At 41.7% G+C, this 17,226-nt stretch carries 22 protein-coding genes; 7 read left to right on the top strand and 15 right to left on the bottom strand.

Features of this window, described 5'->3' with window-relative positions:
- Window positions 1–18 precede the first annotated feature (18 nt).
- The gene (locus ACO067_RS19795; RefSeq protein ID WP_421877385.1) at window positions 19–1,314 is read left to right on the top strand and encodes an amidohydrolase; all 1,296 of its coding nucleotides are present in this window, start codon (window positions 19–21) and stop codon (window positions 1,312–1,314) included.
- Between the two features lie 88 nt (window positions 1,315–1,402).
- Window positions 1,403–2,131, top strand: a complete 729-nt coding sequence (locus ACO067_RS19790; protein ID WP_421877382.1) for a hypothetical protein — start codon at window positions 1,403–1,405, stop codon at window positions 2,129–2,131.
- 105 nt (window positions 2,132–2,236) lie between these two features.
- Here ACO067_RS19790 and ACO067_RS19785 read toward each other — a convergent pair whose 3' ends face one another.
- The 3 genes from ACO067_RS19785 to ACO067_RS19775 all read right to left on the bottom strand — a co-directional run bounded on the left by ACO067_RS19785 (window position 2,237) and on the right by ACO067_RS19775 (window position 3,618).
- Window positions 2,237–2,710 carry a VOC family protein gene (locus ACO067_RS19785; RefSeq protein ID WP_421877379.1) on the bottom strand — a complete coding sequence of 158 codons (474 nt, stop codon included), beginning with the start codon at window positions 2,708–2,710 and terminating at the stop codon, window positions 2,237–2,239.
- Window positions 2,711–2,803: 93 nt separating this feature from the next.
- Window positions 2,804–3,274 (bottom strand): SRPBCC family protein, encoded by a 471-nt coding sequence (locus ACO067_RS19780; protein ID WP_421877377.1) that lies wholly within the window; start codon window positions 3,272–3,274, stop codon window positions 2,804–2,806.
- A 23-nt stretch (window positions 3,275–3,297) separates the two neighbouring features.
- The gene (locus ACO067_RS19775; protein ID WP_421877373.1) at window positions 3,298–3,618 is read right to left on the bottom strand and encodes an ArsR/SmtB family transcription factor; all 321 of its coding nucleotides are present in this window, start codon (window positions 3,616–3,618) and stop codon (window positions 3,298–3,300) included.
- A 205-nt stretch (window positions 3,619–3,823) separates the two neighbouring features.
- Between ACO067_RS19775 and ACO067_RS19770 the strand changes: the two genes are divergently transcribed.
- Window positions 3,824–4,009, top strand: coding sequence for a hypothetical protein (locus ACO067_RS19770; protein WP_421877370.1), 186 nt, complete (start codon window positions 3,824–3,826; stop codon window positions 4,007–4,009).
- On the opposite strand, the gene ACO067_RS19765 is transcribed toward ACO067_RS19770, so the two are convergent.
- Window positions 3,997–4,509 (bottom strand): hypothetical protein, encoded by a 513-nt coding sequence (locus tag ACO067_RS19765; RefSeq protein WP_421877367.1) that lies wholly within the window; start codon window positions 4,507–4,509, stop codon window positions 3,997–3,999. The genes ACO067_RS19770 and ACO067_RS19765 overlap by 13 nt on opposite strands.
- A gap of 358 nt (window positions 4,510–4,867) precedes the next feature.
- On the opposite strand from ACO067_RS19765, the gene ACO067_RS19760 reads away from it, so the two are divergent.
- Entirely contained in the window at window positions 4,868–5,872 is a 1,005-nt protein-coding gene (locus ACO067_RS19760; protein WP_421877351.1) for an IS110 family transposase, read from the top strand.
- Window positions 5,873–6,111: 239 nt separating this feature from the next.
- Here the strand turns inward: ACO067_RS19760 and ACO067_RS19755 are convergent, their stop codons facing one another.
- The 6 genes from ACO067_RS19755 to ACO067_RS19730 all read right to left on the bottom strand — a co-directional run bounded on the left by ACO067_RS19755 (window position 6,112) and on the right by ACO067_RS19730 (window position 9,765).
- Window positions 6,112–6,423, bottom strand: coding sequence for a helix-turn-helix domain-containing protein (locus ACO067_RS19755; RefSeq protein WP_421877365.1), 312 nt, complete (start codon window positions 6,421–6,423; stop codon window positions 6,112–6,114).
- Window positions 6,420–6,761 (bottom strand): type II toxin-antitoxin system RelE/ParE family toxin, encoded by a 342-nt coding sequence (locus ACO067_RS19750; RefSeq protein ID WP_421877363.1) that lies wholly within the window; start codon window positions 6,759–6,761, stop codon window positions 6,420–6,422. Before ACO067_RS19750 ends, ACO067_RS19755 begins: the two co-directional genes overlap by 4 nt.
- Window positions 6,762–7,105: 344 nt before the next feature.
- The gene (locus ACO067_RS19745; protein WP_421877361.1) at window positions 7,106–7,486 is read right to left on the bottom strand and encodes a hypothetical protein; all 381 of its coding nucleotides are present in this window, start codon (window positions 7,484–7,486) and stop codon (window positions 7,106–7,108) included.
- A complete protein-coding gene (locus ACO067_RS19740) occupies window positions 7,486–7,965 on the bottom strand; it encodes a hypothetical protein (protein ID WP_421877359.1) in 480 nt (159 codons plus the stop codon). Before ACO067_RS19740 ends, ACO067_RS19745 begins: the two co-directional genes overlap by 1 nt.
- A 272-nt stretch (window positions 7,966–8,237) precedes the next feature.
- Window positions 8,238–8,852, bottom strand: coding sequence for a hypothetical protein (locus ACO067_RS19735; protein WP_421877356.1), 615 nt, complete (start codon window positions 8,850–8,852; stop codon window positions 8,238–8,240).
- A 250-nt stretch (window positions 8,853–9,102) separates the two neighbouring features.
- The gene (locus tag ACO067_RS19730) at window positions 9,103–9,765 is read right to left on the bottom strand and encodes an acyl carrier protein (protein ID WP_421877354.1); all 663 of its coding nucleotides are present in this window, start codon (window positions 9,763–9,765) and stop codon (window positions 9,103–9,105) included.
- A gap of 301 nt (window positions 9,766–10,066) precedes the next feature.
- Between ACO067_RS19730 and ACO067_RS19725 the strand changes: the two genes are divergently transcribed.
- Together ACO067_RS19725 and ACO067_RS19720 are read left to right on the top strand one after the other, a co-directional pair.
- On the top strand, window positions 10,067–11,071 hold the full coding sequence (locus ACO067_RS19725; protein WP_421877351.1) for an IS110 family transposase: 1,005 nt from the start codon (window positions 10,067–10,069) through the stop codon (window positions 11,069–11,071).
- Complete coding sequence (locus ACO067_RS19720; protein WP_421877348.1) at window positions 11,040–11,291, top strand: hypothetical protein; 252 nt, start codon at window positions 11,040–11,042, stop codon at window positions 11,289–11,291. The genes ACO067_RS19725 and ACO067_RS19720 overlap by 32 nt, the downstream gene beginning before the upstream one ends.
- Before the next feature lie 7 nt (window positions 11,292–11,298).
- Here the strand turns inward: ACO067_RS19720 and ACO067_RS19715 are convergent, their stop codons facing one another.
- From ACO067_RS19715 to ACO067_RS19700, 4 genes are all read right to left on the bottom strand, one after another.
- Window positions 11,299–12,072, bottom strand: a complete 774-nt coding sequence (locus ACO067_RS19715) for a hypothetical protein (protein ID WP_421877346.1) — start codon at window positions 12,070–12,072, stop codon at window positions 11,299–11,301.
- Window positions 12,073–12,088: 16 nt separating this feature from the next.
- A complete protein-coding gene (locus tag ACO067_RS19710) occupies window positions 12,089–12,439 on the bottom strand; it encodes a hypothetical protein (protein WP_421877344.1) in 351 nt (116 codons plus the stop codon).
- A gap of 1,219 nt (window positions 12,440–13,658) precedes the next feature.
- Window positions 13,659–14,297, bottom strand: a complete 639-nt coding sequence (locus tag ACO067_RS19705) for a hypothetical protein (protein ID WP_421877341.1) — start codon at window positions 14,295–14,297, stop codon at window positions 13,659–13,661.
- A gap of 69 nt (window positions 14,298–14,366) precedes the next feature.
- On the bottom strand, window positions 14,367–15,230 hold the full coding sequence (locus ACO067_RS19700) for a tyrosine-type recombinase/integrase (protein WP_421877338.1): 864 nt from the start codon (window positions 15,228–15,230) through the stop codon (window positions 14,367–14,369).
- Between the two features lie 92 nt (window positions 15,231–15,322).
- Between ACO067_RS19700 and ACO067_RS19695 the strand changes: the two genes are divergently transcribed.
- The gene (locus ACO067_RS19695; protein ID WP_421877336.1) at window positions 15,323–15,739 is read left to right on the top strand and encodes a hypothetical protein; all 417 of its coding nucleotides are present in this window, start codon (window positions 15,323–15,325) and stop codon (window positions 15,737–15,739) included.
- Window positions 15,740–15,912: 173 nt separating this feature from the next.
- Here ACO067_RS19695 and ACO067_RS19690 read toward each other — a convergent pair whose 3' ends face one another.
- A complete protein-coding gene (locus ACO067_RS19690; RefSeq protein ID WP_421877334.1) occupies window positions 15,913–17,226 on the bottom strand; it encodes an amidohydrolase family protein in 1,314 nt (437 codons plus the stop codon).

Below are 17,226 nucleotides of genomic sequence, written 5' to 3'. Positions count from 1 at the left end.
ATGAAAAACACATTGAAGATGAATAAATACCTATTGAGCTTCGCCACTTTGATGCTATCACTGGTAGCTATTGCTCAACCTGCCAAGGTGTCTCAGAAGGCATATCAACTAGCTGAAGATATAGAATCAAAAATGATCGAATGGCGCCATGAAATCCACCAAAACCCTGAATTATCCAACAGAGAATTTAAAACCGCAGAAAAAATTGCCGCACATTTAAAAGGCCTTGGACTAGAGGTGCAAACAGGAGTGGCCAAAACGGGAGTAGTCGGAATACTGAAAGGTGGCAAACCGGGACCAGTCGTAGGACTGAGAGCCGATATTGATGCTTTGCCAGTAACCGAACGAGTGGAACTTCCGTGGGCCTCTAAAGTCACCTCTCAGTACAATGGCATTGAGACCGGAGTAATGCATGCCTGTGGTCATGATACGCACATCTCCATATTGATGGCTACAGCCGAAGTATTATCCAAAATGAAAGCCGACCTGCGCGGCACGGTGAAGTTCGTCTTCCAACCTGCGGAAGAAGGACCTCCTCCTGGTGAAGAAGGTGGTGCCAAGCTGATGGTGAAAGAAGGTGTGATGAAAAATCCGGATATCGATGTGATGATTGGTTTGCACATCAATGCCCAATCCCAAGTGGGCACGATCAACTACAAGTCGGGTGGCACCATGGCTGCAGCAGACAGGTGGGTGATGAAAATCAAAGGCAAGCAATCGCATGGTTCTACTCCGTGGACGAGTGTAGACCCAATTGCCACGGCCGGACAGATCATCACGGGCATGCAAACGGTCATCAGCCGTAATACCGAATTGACCAAAGAAGCTGCAGTATTATCTGTAGGGTTGATCCGTGGCGGTGTACGAAACAACATCATTCCTGAAGAGGTAGAAATGATCGGAACGATCCGTACGCTGGATCCTGACATGCAGAAAAAATTGCATGATGATTTCCGAAGAGTGGCCACCAATATTGGTGAAGCCATGGGTGCTACCGTAGAACTGGAAATTGAAAATCATGTACCAGTGACTTACAATGATCCGGAGCTTACAGCTACACTGGTTCCATTTATAACTAAAGCCATTGGCTCAGAAAATGTGTCGATAAGAAAAGCCATGACCGGAGCTGAGGATTTTTCCTTTTATGCTAATGAAGTACCTGCATTTTTCTTCTTTGTAGGTGGATGCCCGGAAGGAACCGATCCAGCAGAAGCTGCGCCACACCACACGCCTGATTTCTATGTGGATGATGCAGGGATGATCACGGGGGTTAAGTCAATGCTTGCAGCAACTCTCGGCTTCATGTATCAATAATATTGTATTAATCTAATATTAATTTAGATATTTATAACATTTAATGGAGTTTGATGTTTAGTGAAGGTATAGATCAATACCGCTAATCATGAAACTCCATTTTTTATACCTGAGTGCCGCCATCGTATTATTCAGCTGCAACTCCAACAGCAAAAAAGTGGTGAAAGACTCCAAAGTCAAAGTACCTGAGCAGTACAAAAAGACCCAAAAAGCTGAAGAATACTTACCTAAAACCTCCTCTATCAGTCAATTGCTAAGAGATACACTTGGTCAGGATTCGGGATCTTTCACTGGCCGCTATATAGTGGCAGATAAGTACCTACTCAACGTGCAGTCCAGCACATCAGATGCCCGAATCAAATGGCAGGGATTTGATGAGGTACTGTATAAAAATGAATCGTGTAGCTATGACAACATCATCTGCTATACGACACCTAATCCAGACTATGGCAAATTCTATAGGAACACTCAAACGGGTAAGCTGATTTACCAGCAAGTAGAAAACCCCGGAGATACAATCTACTATGAAGTGAACAGGCTAAAGAAACTTCCTGAAGCCATATCGGATTTTGATGGTGGATATTCGATCATTAGTCCCAAGCAGGATTCAGTGAAGTTCATCATCAAAGCCAGGTCTCCATTTAAGTATGAATATGCACTGGATACCGGTCAAAAGCAACTGGTGTACTATCGAGGGCGCGATCAGCTGGGCCTGATGCATTACAGTAACGCACTCACGATGAACTCCGATCATCTATCCGGACTGTACAAGTGGCAGGACGACTCCAATGGAACGGTGGTGAAGTTGGAGCAGTAGGCGATGAAACTACTTTAAGGAAGAGACCAGGTGATCGTTCACATATTCCTTTGCTATCATGTCTTTTTCATATCTGAAGCTCTCTCAGGTAATCAGATTACAGATTCATTTAAGTTCTGAAAGGACTATCTTCTTTTGCGTCATGGTATTTTTCATTGCCTTGTCCCTGACTTCAGGATCATCACTGTTGATCAGGTCAAAATACTCAACTGGTACCACCTGCCATGATAGACCATATTTGTCTTTACACCAACCACACTGACTTTCTTCTCCACCATTCGAAGTAAGCGCTTCCCAGTAATAATCAGTTTCCGCCTGGTCTTTGGTGTTAATAACAAAAGAGACTGACTCATTGAATTTGAAATATGGCCCAGCTGCCAGGATACTTAATTCCATACCAGCTATTTCTATAATTGCTGTTTCAAAGTTACCCCCACCTGCTTCTGGTGGATTCGTATATTGGTGGTACTCTTTTAATACGCCATCTTTAAAAATCGACAGGTAATAGTCTGCCACGGCTTTTGCGTCTGTGGTCTCTACCCAAAGGCAAGGAGTTATCTTTTGATTTGTATCCGCCATTGTTATGGAGTTTTTATTCTTCGAACAAGCTATCAGTATCAGAAAAGATAGTATTGTTATAGCTCGGATGATATTCATTTTCCCTTTCATTTTTTACTTCTTTAATTGTAGCAGCAGTAATTCCAATCCATTTAATGTCGCAGTAAAACCTTCCTTGAATCCCATTTCTATCATCCTTTCCATACGCTCAAGGGAGTCGTTATAGATCGTGATGCATACTTTGGTCAATCCATTACGTTCGCTGAAACTCAAATCCCAATTTGATCCTGGCAAATCAGGGTTTTGATCTTTATCGGCAAATGCGTTGAAAAATTTAAAGTTGGTTTTTGGATTTATGGAAGTGTAATCTTGAATCTGCCAACCTATTTCTTCCCCTTCCTGATTTATCATGGCATAAAATCTCCGCCCACCAACTTTGAAATCCATCGCTAGTGTTTTTGACTGGAAAGGCTTAGGTGCCCACCATTGATCCAAAATTTCTTTCTTGGTAAAGGCGTCCCAAACTAAATGGAGGTCTGCATCAAATTCTCTAATAATAGATACCGTTTTAGATGCTTTGTCCACGGTGAAGTCAAATAATAAGTGGTTCATTTGTTATTTTTTTTCATGTTTTCAAGAATACTATCCAAATGGTTGAACTTGGTTTCCCATATTTTCCTGAACTGCTCAAGCCATAGGTCAACCTCTTTCATTCGTTCAATTTCCAGCGAATAGTAAATTTCCCGGCCCTGCTGCTCTTGCCTTACCAGATCGCATTCTGTTAGGATTCGCAGATGCTTGGATATTCCTTGCCTTGTAATATTGAAGTTCTCAGCGAGGGCATTGGGTGTCATCGCATGGATCGCAATCAAAGCGATAATAGCTCGTCTAGTAGGGTCTGCAATTGCTTGAAAGATATCTCGACGCATTTTTCATGTTTTAGGTTCAAAACAACTACCTATATGATATCACACAATAGGAAACTATTCGGTTGCTAATATACACGCAACCAATCGGTTTCTTATAATTTATTGTTGATTTTTTTCATTAGGAAGTCGATAAGAGTTGCCAGCTGGTAGGGTAACACTAGAATTATGCGGAAATCAAAGTAGGTAAATCTGCCGAAGTAGGAATTTGAGAGCTGAAGTTGGTAGTGCCGAAGGCATCACTTCGGGAAAAGCACTGCAGTTTCCTCAGCGGCTGATTCATGGCCTACGCGGCGCGGAGAAGTTTGCACTGAAACCAGCCAGAAGACACTCCCGAATCCTCGGGAGACATATGCCCGATCAGCGATTGTTAGCACACGTTTATTCGCCATAAATCGCAAGCCTGATCTGCCTGTATCCGTTAGAGTTGTTCCCAAACATGAACAGGTAAGCGTTCTTCGTTCCGTAAAGCCACTTTATTCCGTCACGAAAGTTCTCAGGATTATTAGTGGACTGAATATCCTTCTCAGTTGGTTCTCCAAATTCAGTTGTTACCCTGCTAGCTAGTTGATCAAATTTTTCTTGAAACAGCAGGTATTTCTTATTCTTCTGTTTGTCAGTTAAAAAGCTTGGATTTTTAGTGTTGTCCCACTGATAGAGTATCACCCGAACAATGTTCGAGGAGTCCAAAAAATACTCGGTTTCAAGAGTTAAGTTTCTGTTCTCTTTGAGTCTAAAGGTTTTCGGTGTTCCGAGTTCAAAGTTGTGGGTGTTCGGATAGATGCCTGTTCCTATGCTTATAAGGTGATCCGGTGTTACATCTTCAGATTTGAGTTGACGTTCCAAAGCTTCTACTTCCTCAAGAGTTAGTTGGTCAGCAGTTGGATAGTTCAAGGGCGTTCTGGTCAAACGACAAGCACTAAGTAATGTAATAACAGATAAAAGTAGGATGAACCTCATATGTGTGCTAACGTCCCTTTAGCTTAGTGCTATAGGATTATTTAAAGATAAGGAAATAGGTATTCCGTTATAAGAGTATCAATAATATCTTTAATGAAATCAACATCAGCAGAGGCGAGCTATATAACGTCCCGGATCAGATCCATTAGCTGAATAAGCTCCTCTGCTGATACTCTTAAACAAGCATCATCTGGAATTTAGGAACACCCACCAACTGGCGGGAAGGTCCATTGTCAAGGGATTGATAGTGTTTAAGACTGTTGATCTTATTATCCACTTTAAAGTTATACTGATGAAAACTGTTATCCTAGGTATCGATGTATCTAAAAACACACTGGATATTGTCTTAATGATTACTGGCTCGATAGTTTATCAAGAGCAAATCGAGAATTCTTCTAAAACTTTTCTGCGCTGGCTTAAACGACTGATTAAGGAGCGAAACATAAACTTGTCAGAGTGTATGGTTTGCATGGAGCATACAGGTGTTTATTGTCATCCGGTGATAATATCCTGCCAACAGTTAGGTTGTTTTCTTTGGGTGGAAGACGCTGGACGAATAAAGGCATTTCATAGTTTATCTCGTGGTAAAAATGATGCACTAGATGCAGAACGTATAGCCACTTATGCCTATTTAAAGCAGTCAGAGGCTAAAAACTGGGAGGCACCTCGGTCCATTATCAGAGAATTGAAAGGATTAATGAAGTTGAGGAAAAGACTTCTAGACACCAAACAAAGGTTATCAGTCCCTCTCAAAGAAGAGTTGGAAATGATCAAGGATGATTGGTCAAGAGGACATCAGCAGCATATCAGACCTATCTTAAAGCAGATTACCAATGAGTTAAAGAAAGTGGAAATTAGAATCAAAGAACTAGTAGCTACAGATCAGGCACTCAAACAGACTTACCAACAAGTGACTTCTGTCAAAGGTGTGGGAATGGTAGTAGGCTTGTCGATGATCCTACTTACAAACGAATTTAAGACCATCTCAGATCCCAGGAAAATGGCTTGTCATTGCGGGGTAGCGCCATTTCCTTATCAATCTGGAAAGAGCATCAAAGGAAGAACCAAAGTCTCACATCGAGCACACAAACCCATCAAAGCGCTCCTGAATATGGCAGCCAGATCATCGGTATCCAGTCCAGGTGAGCTGAGAGATTATTATGATCGAAAAGTGAAAGCTGGTAAAAACAAAATGTTAGTGCTCAATGCAATTAGAAATAAGCTTATTCATAGAGTTTTTGCTTGTGTGAGGGATGGTAGAATATATGACGAAATTTATACCCATCCCCTTGTTTAACCCCTGGAATTCTGCTAGCGGGCAGTGGCCATAAAAATAATAAATAGCGGAGAAAGAGCGAACCTGAACGGTGCGATTAACTATGTAGAACGAAACTGCAAAACACAAGAAACCAAACCCAGCAGAAGGGCATGATAGAAGGCACTGGAATATGCCAGGCGGAAAGGTGAGCGGTTTAGCCAGATGAACTCTGCAAATGGCTCATGTGGCCATGCCCGCTAGTGATTGTTACACACCGTTTACGCCACGTTTATTCTATTGTTCAGCATCTTAACGTTGAAATTCACCTTCGCTTCAAGAGCGTTGAATACTTTGAGAATCGTTTCGATAGTTACGTTCCCTGTGTTGTTCTCAAGCCTTGAAATCTGAGCCTTCTTCACTCCAATAAGTTCACCGAGTTGTTGCTGTGTTAGGTTACGCTGCTTCCTGGCTTGTTGGATCATGTCTCCAATCAGTTCCAATTTGAGTTCAACCTCATACTGGTCGCGTTCAGGAGTTCCGACCTTCCCAATCAAGTCGTCTTTTGTTTGTTCAAGTGTATATCGTTTCATAACTCCTTATTTTTAAAGTATTGCTGTCTAATTCGTTCAGCTTTATCAATTTCCTTTTTGTCAACCTTGCTTGTTTTCTTAACGAATCCATGAGTTGCAAAAACCAACGTCTCAGTTTGTTTGGTCTTATCCCAGAAGGCAAGCAAGCGATATTGCTTTCCTGAGTACAAAGTCCGGAATTCCCAAATCTCTCCGTCAAGCTTCTTAAACAGTTTAGGATCGGTATGAAATTTAGCCCGATCCATATTCTGAATAATTTTCTTCCGGTGCTTGAGATCAAGTTTTCTTAGGAATTCATAAGCCTGTTCAAGGAGTTCAACCTCAAATCGTTGAATCATCAAGTTTACATTTATGTTAACTCGGCTAAGCTAAGAAAAGTTTCGTTGAAAGTAAACTTTGTTGTTATGTTTCTTCACCCTGAAGAAGATGGTGTGTAACGATCAGATATGGCGAGTGGCCATATCCTTTGTAAATACCTCTAAAGTAGTGAAACTGCCCAACACCTACAACGGCATCTACGAAGCACTGCGTTCTGCAAGTCTAAATCCAGAAAGAAAAAAGTCGCTAGAAGCACAAAAGCTAGCAGAAGGGGCAGGTTCACGGGCGAGTTGCACTTCAGTATCAGATAGGCAGTTTGGCCATTCGCCATATCGCCTGTTACATGGCGTTGTTTTCCAGTTTACTATTCCTGTTCCCTACGAAATTTCTGTCGATAAACGGATAATTTCATTTCTTCAGGGTCATAATCTCGGATAACCAATTCTTGTTTGTTAAGCAGTTCAATGACGTAAACCCGATTGCCAAGTTGGAGCAATGAATCCTTAAGAACGTATTCAAATTTCAGTCCACCTTGTGATTCACTTCCGGTTCCATCGTCTTTCAGTTCAAGAGTTAGGTCATTACAAGAGTAGGTGAATTCTTGACCCATGAAATCTGTTCCGGAGGTTGTGCCATCTTCAAGCTCCTTGTGGTAACAATTCCAGGTTCCAATTAGCAATTCGGATCTTTGAGCTTTCAGCTGAGTTAATGAAATAAGTAGAAATGTAATTGTTAACGTTCGCATCAATAATCTTCGTCAAATGTTGGAAGTTCGAAGCGGCTGCTTCCGTTCAGGTTCACATACAAGTAAATTGGGTAAGTCCAGTCAGTATCGGGTTTGTTGATAGTTAGGAAGAATTGGAGTTCAGATGTTAGTTCGTCAAAACCCTCAAATCCAAGGAAGTTCATGGTAAATACTCCTGGTTCGAAACCAATAGAATCCTGAAAGTTCATCTTGTTAAATGTCAATTCGAAGTTGACCGTTCGAATGTTCAGTTCAGTATCTCGATAATAGTACTTGAAAAGCTTGTTTCCGTCTTGATACTCTTGAGTTATGTGTTCGTCCGAGATGGATCGGAATATCCAAGAAATGTCCGTAGCAGATATTGTTGTGTCAGTTCGTTGTTCAAAAGGTACTTTTGGGTGATATGATTCCTTGACCTTCTGTGCATTCAGAGTTAAACCGAAAATTGTAAAAGTTAGGAGAATTAAAAGTCTGTTCATATGAGTTCGCAATCTGCGCTATTGCAGTTATGCCATGTAACGTCCATGTATGAGGCGTGTGCTCACACTTGGCTAATAGCTGTAAAATAGTGAAGTCTGCCGGTGCTTCCAAAGTTTGTAGAGAGCACTGCGTTCCAAAAGTGAAAAAATCCCGCGAGCTGAAGTTTCCAAACAGCACAAAACTTTCTCGGCGGCAGACTCACGGTCAAGTCCCAATGCAGTTTGTAGAAAGCACTTAAGCACATGCCTAATACATATTGTTACAGGGCGTTTTAAGGTCCACAGCATCGCATTCTAAAGTTGCCGTTAGCCGTTTTCAGGAAGATCATTAGGTTGTTATTAGGTTCACCGTCACAGTTCTCTGCATCATCTGGAACAGTCCAGATTATTGCGTTTGGATTGGAGTTTGGTGAAGTGTTCAGTGTTATTCTAGGTTCGTACCCCTCAAATTCTACAGGCTTAATTTCTTCATCCAAGTCGATCACAGCAAATCCAAGTAAGTCTTGCAGGTCATATTCTATGAGGTAGTCACCTAGAAGTTCGTAGGTATCCACTTTCAAATGAGCTGTTGGTCGGTATTGGGTTCCTCCATCGTTCTCGCACCAAAATTCCACCTTGAAGTTAAAAGTTGCAGTGGTATCGAGGAGAAGGTAGCTTCGTGACACATTATAGATTTTGATGTTGGCCGTTTGTTCAAAGCTTTTACGATTCAGTTCAGCTGAATTATTTCTAAGGTTAGCACTTGGAAAAGCAAGATCAATTAAGATGTGGCTTCCTTCTGTTCCTTCATAACCTGCGACATATGCAAGGCCAATTGAATTTGGACCTAAGGAGGTTTGTCCGAAACAATAAATCGGCAAGAATAAAAGGAGAAGAAATTTGCTCATGTGCGATTATGCCCTGTAACGCCTAACTATCGGTTTGTGTGCCCGCAGTTGGCAAGTACAGCTAAAATAGCGGAAATGCACCACACGCACTACGGTATCTATGAAAAATTGCGTTGTGAAAGTCTAATTCCAGAATCACAGAAGAATCTAAAAGCGATGAAGTTTCAGAAGGTTCACTTCCGCGGGCAAGTCCTGATGATGCTGGCAAAGAGGCAGTTTGGCACATAACCGATAGTGTCTGTTATGGGTATTATTTTGCCCACTCAAATTTGGAATCGGCCTTTAGTTCCGTTAGTTCGTAAGGCTTTAAATAGCTAGCTACAATGTTCCAGATTTCATTTCTGTTAATTGTTGGAGTTGACCTAGTCTTACGGTATTTTTCGTTCATGAGTAGTTCACTGAGTTCCCTAATATTCTTGACACGAAGCTGAGTTCCATATTTGGTTATCAATCTGAGAGATATAATAGCCAATGCAGTTGTTGCGAGTCCAATAAATGTGTTGGTAAATAATAAGATTATCCCAATTAATAAACCAACAAGATTAGCTGCTAGGACAAAACCATGGGGTTCCAAGAGTTTTATATCTATCTCAAGATATTCAATGAATTTTCGAACAGTAGACCTTCTGTTGTTTTTTGGAAAAATTGAGGCTAGTTGTAAACTTGGCTTTATTTCGTGTTCCAGATCCATTTGTTCCAGTGCTCTTCTTATTCGATAAAACGCTTGTTGAGAAGTGCAACTCTCAGAATGTTCAGCAGTTAGATTGTTCTCAATTGCTGTGATCAATTCTCCAAATGTTTGGACATCTTTAAAAGCATCGTTCGGGAAGGTTGTTCCGAATGATTCTTCAAGTCGAATTATGATATCTTCAATATCTTCAGAGTCGATTTGATGTAATTCTATTTTACTCATAGAAGTCATATTACCCATAACGACCCTTTAGCTTAGTGCTATAGGATTATTTAAAGATAAGGAAATAGGTATTCCGTTATAAGAGTATCAATAATATCTTTAATGAAATCAACATCAGCAGAGGCGAGCTATATAACGTCCCGGATCAGATCCATTAGCTGAATAAGCTCCTCTGCTGATACTCTTAAACAAGCATCATCTGGAATTTAGGAACACCCACCAACTGGCGGGAAGGTCCATTGTCAAGGGATTGATAGTGTTTAAGACTGTTGATCTTATTATCCACTTTAAAGTTATACTGATGAAAACTGTTATCCTAGGTATCGATGTATCTAAAAACACACTGGATATTGTCTTAATGATTACTGGCTCGATAGTTTATCAAGAGCAAATCGAGAATTCTTCTAAAACTTTTCTGCGCTGGCTTAAACGACTGATTAAGGAGCGAAACATAAACTTGTCAGAGTGTATGGTTTGCATGGAGCATACAGGTGTTTATTGTCATCCGGTGATAATATCCTGCCAACAGTTAGGTTGTTTTCTTTGGGTGGAAGACGCTGGACGAATAAAGGCATTTCATAGTTTATCTCGTGGTAAAAATGATGCACTAGATGCAGAACGTATAGCCACTTATGCCTATTTAAAGCAGTCAGAGGCTAAAAACTGGGAGGCACCTCGGTCCATTATCAGAGAATTGAAAGGATTAATGAAGTTGAGGAAAAGACTTCTAGACACCAAACAAAGGTTATCAGTCCCTCTCAAAGAAGAGTTGGAAATGATCAAGGATGATTGGTCAAGAGGACATCAGCAGCATATCAGACCTATCTTAAAGCAGATTACCAATGAGTTAAAGAAAGTGGAAATTAGAATCAAAGAACTAGTAGCTACAGATCAGGCACTCAAACAGACTTACCAACAAGTGACTTCTGTCAAAGGTGTGGGAATGGTAGTAGGCTTGTCGATGATCCTACTTACAAACGAATTTAAGACCATCTCAGATCCCAGGAAAATGGCTTGTCATTGCGGGGTAGCGCCATTTCCTTATCAATCTGGAAAGAGCATCAAAGGAAGAACCAAAGTCTCACATCGAGCACACAAACCCATCAAAGCGCTCCTGAATATGGCAGCCAGATCATCGGTATCCAGTCCAGGTGAGCTGAGAGATTATTATGATCGAAAAGTGAAAGCTGGTAAAAACAAAATGTTAGTGCTCAATGCAATTAGAAATAAGCTTATTCATAGAGTTTTTGCTTGTGTGAGGGATGGTAGAATATATGACGAAATTTATACCCATCCCCTTGTTTAACCCCTGGAATTCAGCTATCCGCCGTGTGTCCGGAGCTGGTAGAAAGCAGAAAGGTAGCGAATCTGCCCAACCCCCACAACAGTATCCACGATGCACTGCGTTTCGCAAGTCAAATGCCAGAACCACAGAAGTTGAGACGAGCGATGAAGTCTCAGAATGGGCAGATTCGTGGGCGAGTACCGAGGCACTTTTAGAAAGCACTATGACACATGGCGGATGAGCGTCTGTTAGATGTCGCTTTTCAATTTGAGTTCAATTTCTTGGACTTCACTTAATCGTTCCTTCACGTTTTCAGAGTTCAAAATCTTGTCTCCTTCCTCCATTCTTGATTCAACTAATGTCATTATCTGTCCGCCAAAAACGTCTGTTAAAACTTGGTGAATGTCAAGATTGAATGAATTGAAGACACAGGGTTTAAAGCCAGTTAGCTGTCCTTTTGTTAGAAGGTAAGTTGATCTATCATTTGATGCAATTGCTGTGAATTCATCAAGATTAAATAGCTCTTCTGGTGTTATTGTTTTGATCTGCTGCTTACTTCCTAGCTCTTTAGTGAAATTCTGAAATTTGTCACTTTCTTGATCAATTTTAAGCTTTTTGCTATCGGGAGTCGATTTTAAGTTTGTTATGCCAACGGATATAGCTTCATCAAATTTGTTGTCTGTTACTTTATCAAGACCCTTGACTATTTGAATTTCAAATTGTTCCTCCTTAAAGAATTCTGGCGTTAGTTCTGTTAGACCCTGGAAAACTGACAATATTAGTTTTGACCAATGACTCGAGAATACTTGGAATAAAGTGATAAGGCTCATGTAGCAAATAGGATAATGATTCCCATTCTGTGTCAAATGCAAATCCATAAAACCGCTCTTTAGTCCGAAGGGAATTGTAAGGTGTTGCCCGTTCTTCAGAAAATCACCACCAAAAACTAACTTGTCAGGTTTGATATCAAGCCAAAGTTTTTTGTTCAAATAGATTTTGTGAGCTGGATTCTCTATTTCCATTGCAGGATGGATGTCTTTAACTGTTCTGATAATTTCTTCCTTCGTACCAGGTTGGTTTGTTCGAGTCAGGCCCGAAGTATCCCCAATCTTCAAGGGTCTCTATAAAATTTTCTCTGTTGTAGTTGGAATAGGTTTCAGCGTTCACAGCAGAAATGTAATAATCCTTGTGTTTGGGCATAGAGAAGTCCATAAAGAGTTCATGTCTTGCAACAATAGTTCCTCTCTTTCTTCCAAAGTTCTTGACAAAAACTGGATAGTTAACTTTTCCTTCTACAGTATTCAAAACGTAGTTCGTTTCGATCTCAATTCCGAGATCTTCTGCTGCCAGTTGCCAAGCTTCGATTAGTTTCTGATCTGCTAAGTTCATGAGTTGTTCGGGTTGGGATTGTGCGTTCAGAAGATAGTGACATCTAACGTCAAGCTAGCAGGTGTGCGCCCACCAGCTTGTAAAGAGCATAAAAGTAGCGAAACTGCCCAACCCCCACAACGGCAACTACGAAGAAATGCGTTCTGAAAATCAAAGGCCAGAAAGGAAAATGTCTCTACAAAGCGGAGATGTTTCAGAATGGGCAGTGAAGCGGGCAAGTTCCTGAAAATGTCGGTAGAATGCACTTTGGCGCATAACTGCTAGCGCTTGTTGGAGCGCGTTTCTCCTTTCCTACCAGTTGGTTGTCGGTAAAATCAGATCAGAAAGTTCGAGTATTGCAATTAGCAGGATTGAGTAGACAATTAGCTTTCTTTTGTCTGTTTTTGGTTTATAGTTCGTTCGCTTAATTCCTCCAAAAATGTTCCAAACATATGCTTGGTTAATCAGAATTGCTGTAAACCAAATAAAGAAAACTACCCTAGTCGTTATTTGATCGTTCCACCTGATATAGGAATACAGGGTTGCTATGCCAAGAGCCCAACTTAGTGGAAGAAAACGTTCAAATCTTCGTCTTCTTCGTGCAATTCTCTCAAAAACATCAAGGTCTGGCATAGTATAAAGCCTTATTCAGATTCGTAAAAATTTCGGGTTCTCTCGATAATCGAATCTGAGTTGAAATGGACTTCAAAACTTCCAAATACTATTGCAATTCCCTCTTGGTCGTTGATAATCTCGTAATGGTAATTCACACTGTCAAGAGCCTGGGTTAGTGATTTAAGGTTATAGTTCAGTTCGATGAGGCTCCTCAGTAATCTAACGTCTTGTTCAAGTTCATCATGAGACTGTTCTAAATAGGTTTTGGATACTGCTCTATCAAAAATTTGATAAACCCAGTAGACATTCGTTATTAGAAGTAGAAATAGGCAAATCCAAAATAGTTTCTTCCACATGATTCATCAAGATATTCGGAAGCCCAAATGCGCTCCAACGCCAAGCTAGCAGGAGTGCGCCCCGAGCTTGGCAAGTTCTGATAAAACTAATGAATCTGCCGGTGCTTCCAAAGTATCAAGTAACCACTGCGCATAGAAAGAGAAAACTCCTGCGAGAAGTGCCAGATAGAAAGCACTGGTATTTCCCAGTGGCGGATTCATGGTGATGTTCGCACTGAGGCCAGCAAAGAGGCAGTTTGGCGCATTCGTGCTAGCGATTGTTATGCGCTTTATAGTTCGCCAATTCGTTCGAGATATTTCGTGGGAATCGTAAATTTAATAATTCCCTTTTCAGTGTCCAGTTGCCGTAAGTCTTCCAGTAAAATCAGAAAGCTTTTCAATCCGTTGACTAAAATTTTGAGCTGGTTGATCTGGTTCTCACCTTCTGGAGTTTTCGTTCTGTAGTGCACAAGTTGATTTCTTGCTTCTACTAATTTTTTGAGGTGTTCAAAATATTCCTTGGAGTTATCAAGAGATCGGCCGTACACCAGTTGCAATACGATTTCCCATTTGGAGAGGTGCGTAAGTTTATCTAAGTGTTTCTTGAAATACGTGCTTCCAAGTTCAGTTATTGCAATCTCATTTATAAGTGCCTCGTAAAATGTTGATAGAGCAGTAATTCCTTGGATTTCGTTCTTAGTTCGTTCAGAATCAATAAAAAATAGACGATCCAAATGTCCCCAACCTTTAAGAGTTATCATCTTGTTAGAAAATGGATCGTAAACCTCATGTTCATATGTTAGAAGCTCAGATTGTTCGTCCGAGAACCTTATTGCTGAAGAAGCCTGTTCAATTGCTATTTCCAGAAAAAGTTCGATTTCACCTATTCGGGTCTTTCCGTTATGATCTGTGTAAATTTTTCGACCCATGAATATTCAGGTTGCTGAGGTTGCGCATAACATCAGCATAAGCACTATGTTGCTTATACTCTATCAAATCTACCCGATCTCAGCTAATTTATCCAATGGACTAACCACTTTATGCAAGTCACTCTGTGCCACATGCGTATAGATTTCTGTTGTCTTAGGGCTTCCATGCCCCATCAGCTCCTGAATATATCTCAGATTGGTTCCATTTTCCAGCAGATGTGTTGCGAAACTATGTCTGAGCGTGTGTACCACAACCGGCTTTTGAATATTTGCTTTTTTCACTGCTCTTGCCAGAACCTTGCGTATACTAGTCGCAGAGTAAGGCATCTCTCCAGGACCTTCAAACAGGTAGGCTTTTGGTCGATAGGCTTTATAATAACTTCGCAAAGTTTCCAAAAGTACCGCTGAGAGCATTGTCAACCGATCCTTCTGACCTTTCCCTCCTCTCACCCGCACCTCCATCCGGTGGCTATCAATATCGCCTATTTGCAAAGCCAGAACCTCTGATATCCTCAACCCACATCCATAAATCGTCATCAGCAAAGCGCGGTGTTTGATATTGGTTACTTGCTCAAAAAGTCGACTGACCTCTTGCTGGGAAAGAACCACTGGCAGTTTTCTGATTTTCTGGGGTCTCTCGAGTTCATAGGTCGTTCGTTCCAGACCAATCACCTGCTCCAGATAAAACTTAATGGCATTGATCGATTGATTCTGATAAGACCTGGAAACCTGCTTCGTAGTGACCAACTGATGATGGTAATGATGAATATCATCCATACTAACCTTGTGCAGGGGTTTAGGATACAGGTAGGACAGAAAGGACCGAAACATGTAGCGATAAATAGTTATGGTACTCTGACTATACCGCCTCATTTCCAACCGGAGCACCATTTGCTCCATTGCTTCCCGATAAGCGTGCGCTTCTGTATGCATGAGCTCAAAACTCTGGTATCAGCAGCATTTAAGTATATTTCTATCCGTATACATTCGTATACAAACGTAAATATTCGTATATTTAGACAGATATGTTAAGTCCCAACCGATGCTTAAACTGCAATGAACCGCTTCATGGAAGAGCTGGAAAGAAATTTTGTGATGATCAGTGCCGAGCAACCTACCATAACCAGCACAAACGACCCTATGAAGAAGCCATCAAGCGCCTCAATGCCCAGTTAAGAAAAAATAGGACCATACTTAAGACACTATGTCCTTTAGGTAAGGCTACCGTCAGAAAAGAAGTACTGGAAAACATGGGGTTTTCCTTTCGCCACTTTAGTTCATTGTATGGCAAGCCAGGCAAAACCTACTTTCTCTGTTATGACTATGGATACATGCCCATTGTGGAGCAGTCTAGTACTTCCGGTGAACCGGTACAAAAAGTACTCATCATACAACAGCAGGAGTACATGAAGGATTTCGATCCCTGGAAGTTTGAACTGTGACTGGCCAAGGGCACTCTCGCCAGTATCGAACAGTTACTACAACCACCTACATACCTTCGAGGACTAGCTCACAGGCTATTTTGCTTACACTGATGGCTGGTTGCCGGACCATTCACAAACAAAAAGGCCAGCAAATGCCAGCCCTTTTCTCTTAATAAAGCTATCAAGTGGATTTAATCCTCCATTTGGCTCTCGTACTTCTCTTTGAACTTCTCATACAGTCGCTGCTGCATGGCATGAAGCTCTACTTCTCTCCCCTGAATGTAGGAAGCCACAATGATATTGCTTGGCATGTCCAAAATGTCTCCACCTGAGATCACGATGTTCGCATCTTTTCCTTTCTCCAGCGTTCCGGTCCTGTCATCGATCTTTAGGATCTTCGCTGTGTTGGAAGTAATCAGCTTCAAAGCCTCCTCTTTGTCCAGGTTGCCATAAGCAGCAGCCGTTCCCGCAAAGAAGGGTAGGTTTCGGTTGCTGGCAAGCATACCATTCTCATAAGTCAACCCTACCAGGATTCCTTCCTTGTGCAACAAGGCTGGAAGTTTGTAAGGCAGATCATAATCCTCGGAGTTTCTACCTGGCACACGGTGCACGTTGGTCAGTAGCACTGGTATGTTCTTCTCCTTGATCAGGTCCTTCACATACCACACATCGGCCGCACCTGTCAACACGATATTCGGAATCTCCATCTCCGTAAGTGTCTGTACAGCCTCCATGATTTCCTTCGGCTGATCGGCATTGACAAACAGCTGACTCTCACCAGCTACCACAGGGATCATCGCTTCGAGTTTCAGGTTTTTCTCCTTTGGATTGCTCTCCATGTAGGATCGGGTATCCTTGATCAGCTGCAGAATATCATTCACTTGATCTTTGTAATCCTCATTAGGTCGTCGCTCCGTTTCGCCTCTCCACCATCTTGGTCCGTAGGACAATGCTGGCCAGTTTACATGCACTCCGTCATCCACTTGGTACAGCGCATCTTCCCAGTTCCAGGCATCCAGTTGCATGATACTACTCGTACCAGCCACTCTTCCTCCTTGTGGTGTGATCTGAGCTATCTGTATCCCGTTAAACTTCATCGTCGGGATCAGTTCTGAATCGGTGTTGTAAGCAATGGCCGACCGTACGTTCGGATTGATATTTCCCACTTCATTGTCATCGACTGTTGCTCTTACTGCGGCTACCTCTTCCAATCCAAGATTGGTTTTAGGCAGAATCAATCCCGGGTAAATGTGCTTACCCTGAGCATCCACCTGCTGATAACCTGACAGGTCTACTCGCACTTTAGTCGCATCGACTACCAGTTCGATTTTACCATCTTTAAAGGCTACTATCGAGTTTTCTATCACCCGGCCATTGCCCAGGTGAGCGGTACCATTCATAATGGCGATCGGCTGACTCTGAGCAGGTGCTGGCGCAGGTACTTGTGCCCACGCTACAGACATGCCCATCAATGCTACGAAATATGTAATTAGTTGCTTTTTCAT

This window comes from Marinoscillum sp. (assembly GCF_965229915.1).
Classification (GTDB): Bacteria; Bacteroidota; Bacteroidia; order Cytophagales; family Cyclobacteriaceae; genus Marinoscillum.
Note: the sequence above shows the minus strand (reverse complement) of the source record. Positions and strands in the feature narration are given on the sequence as shown.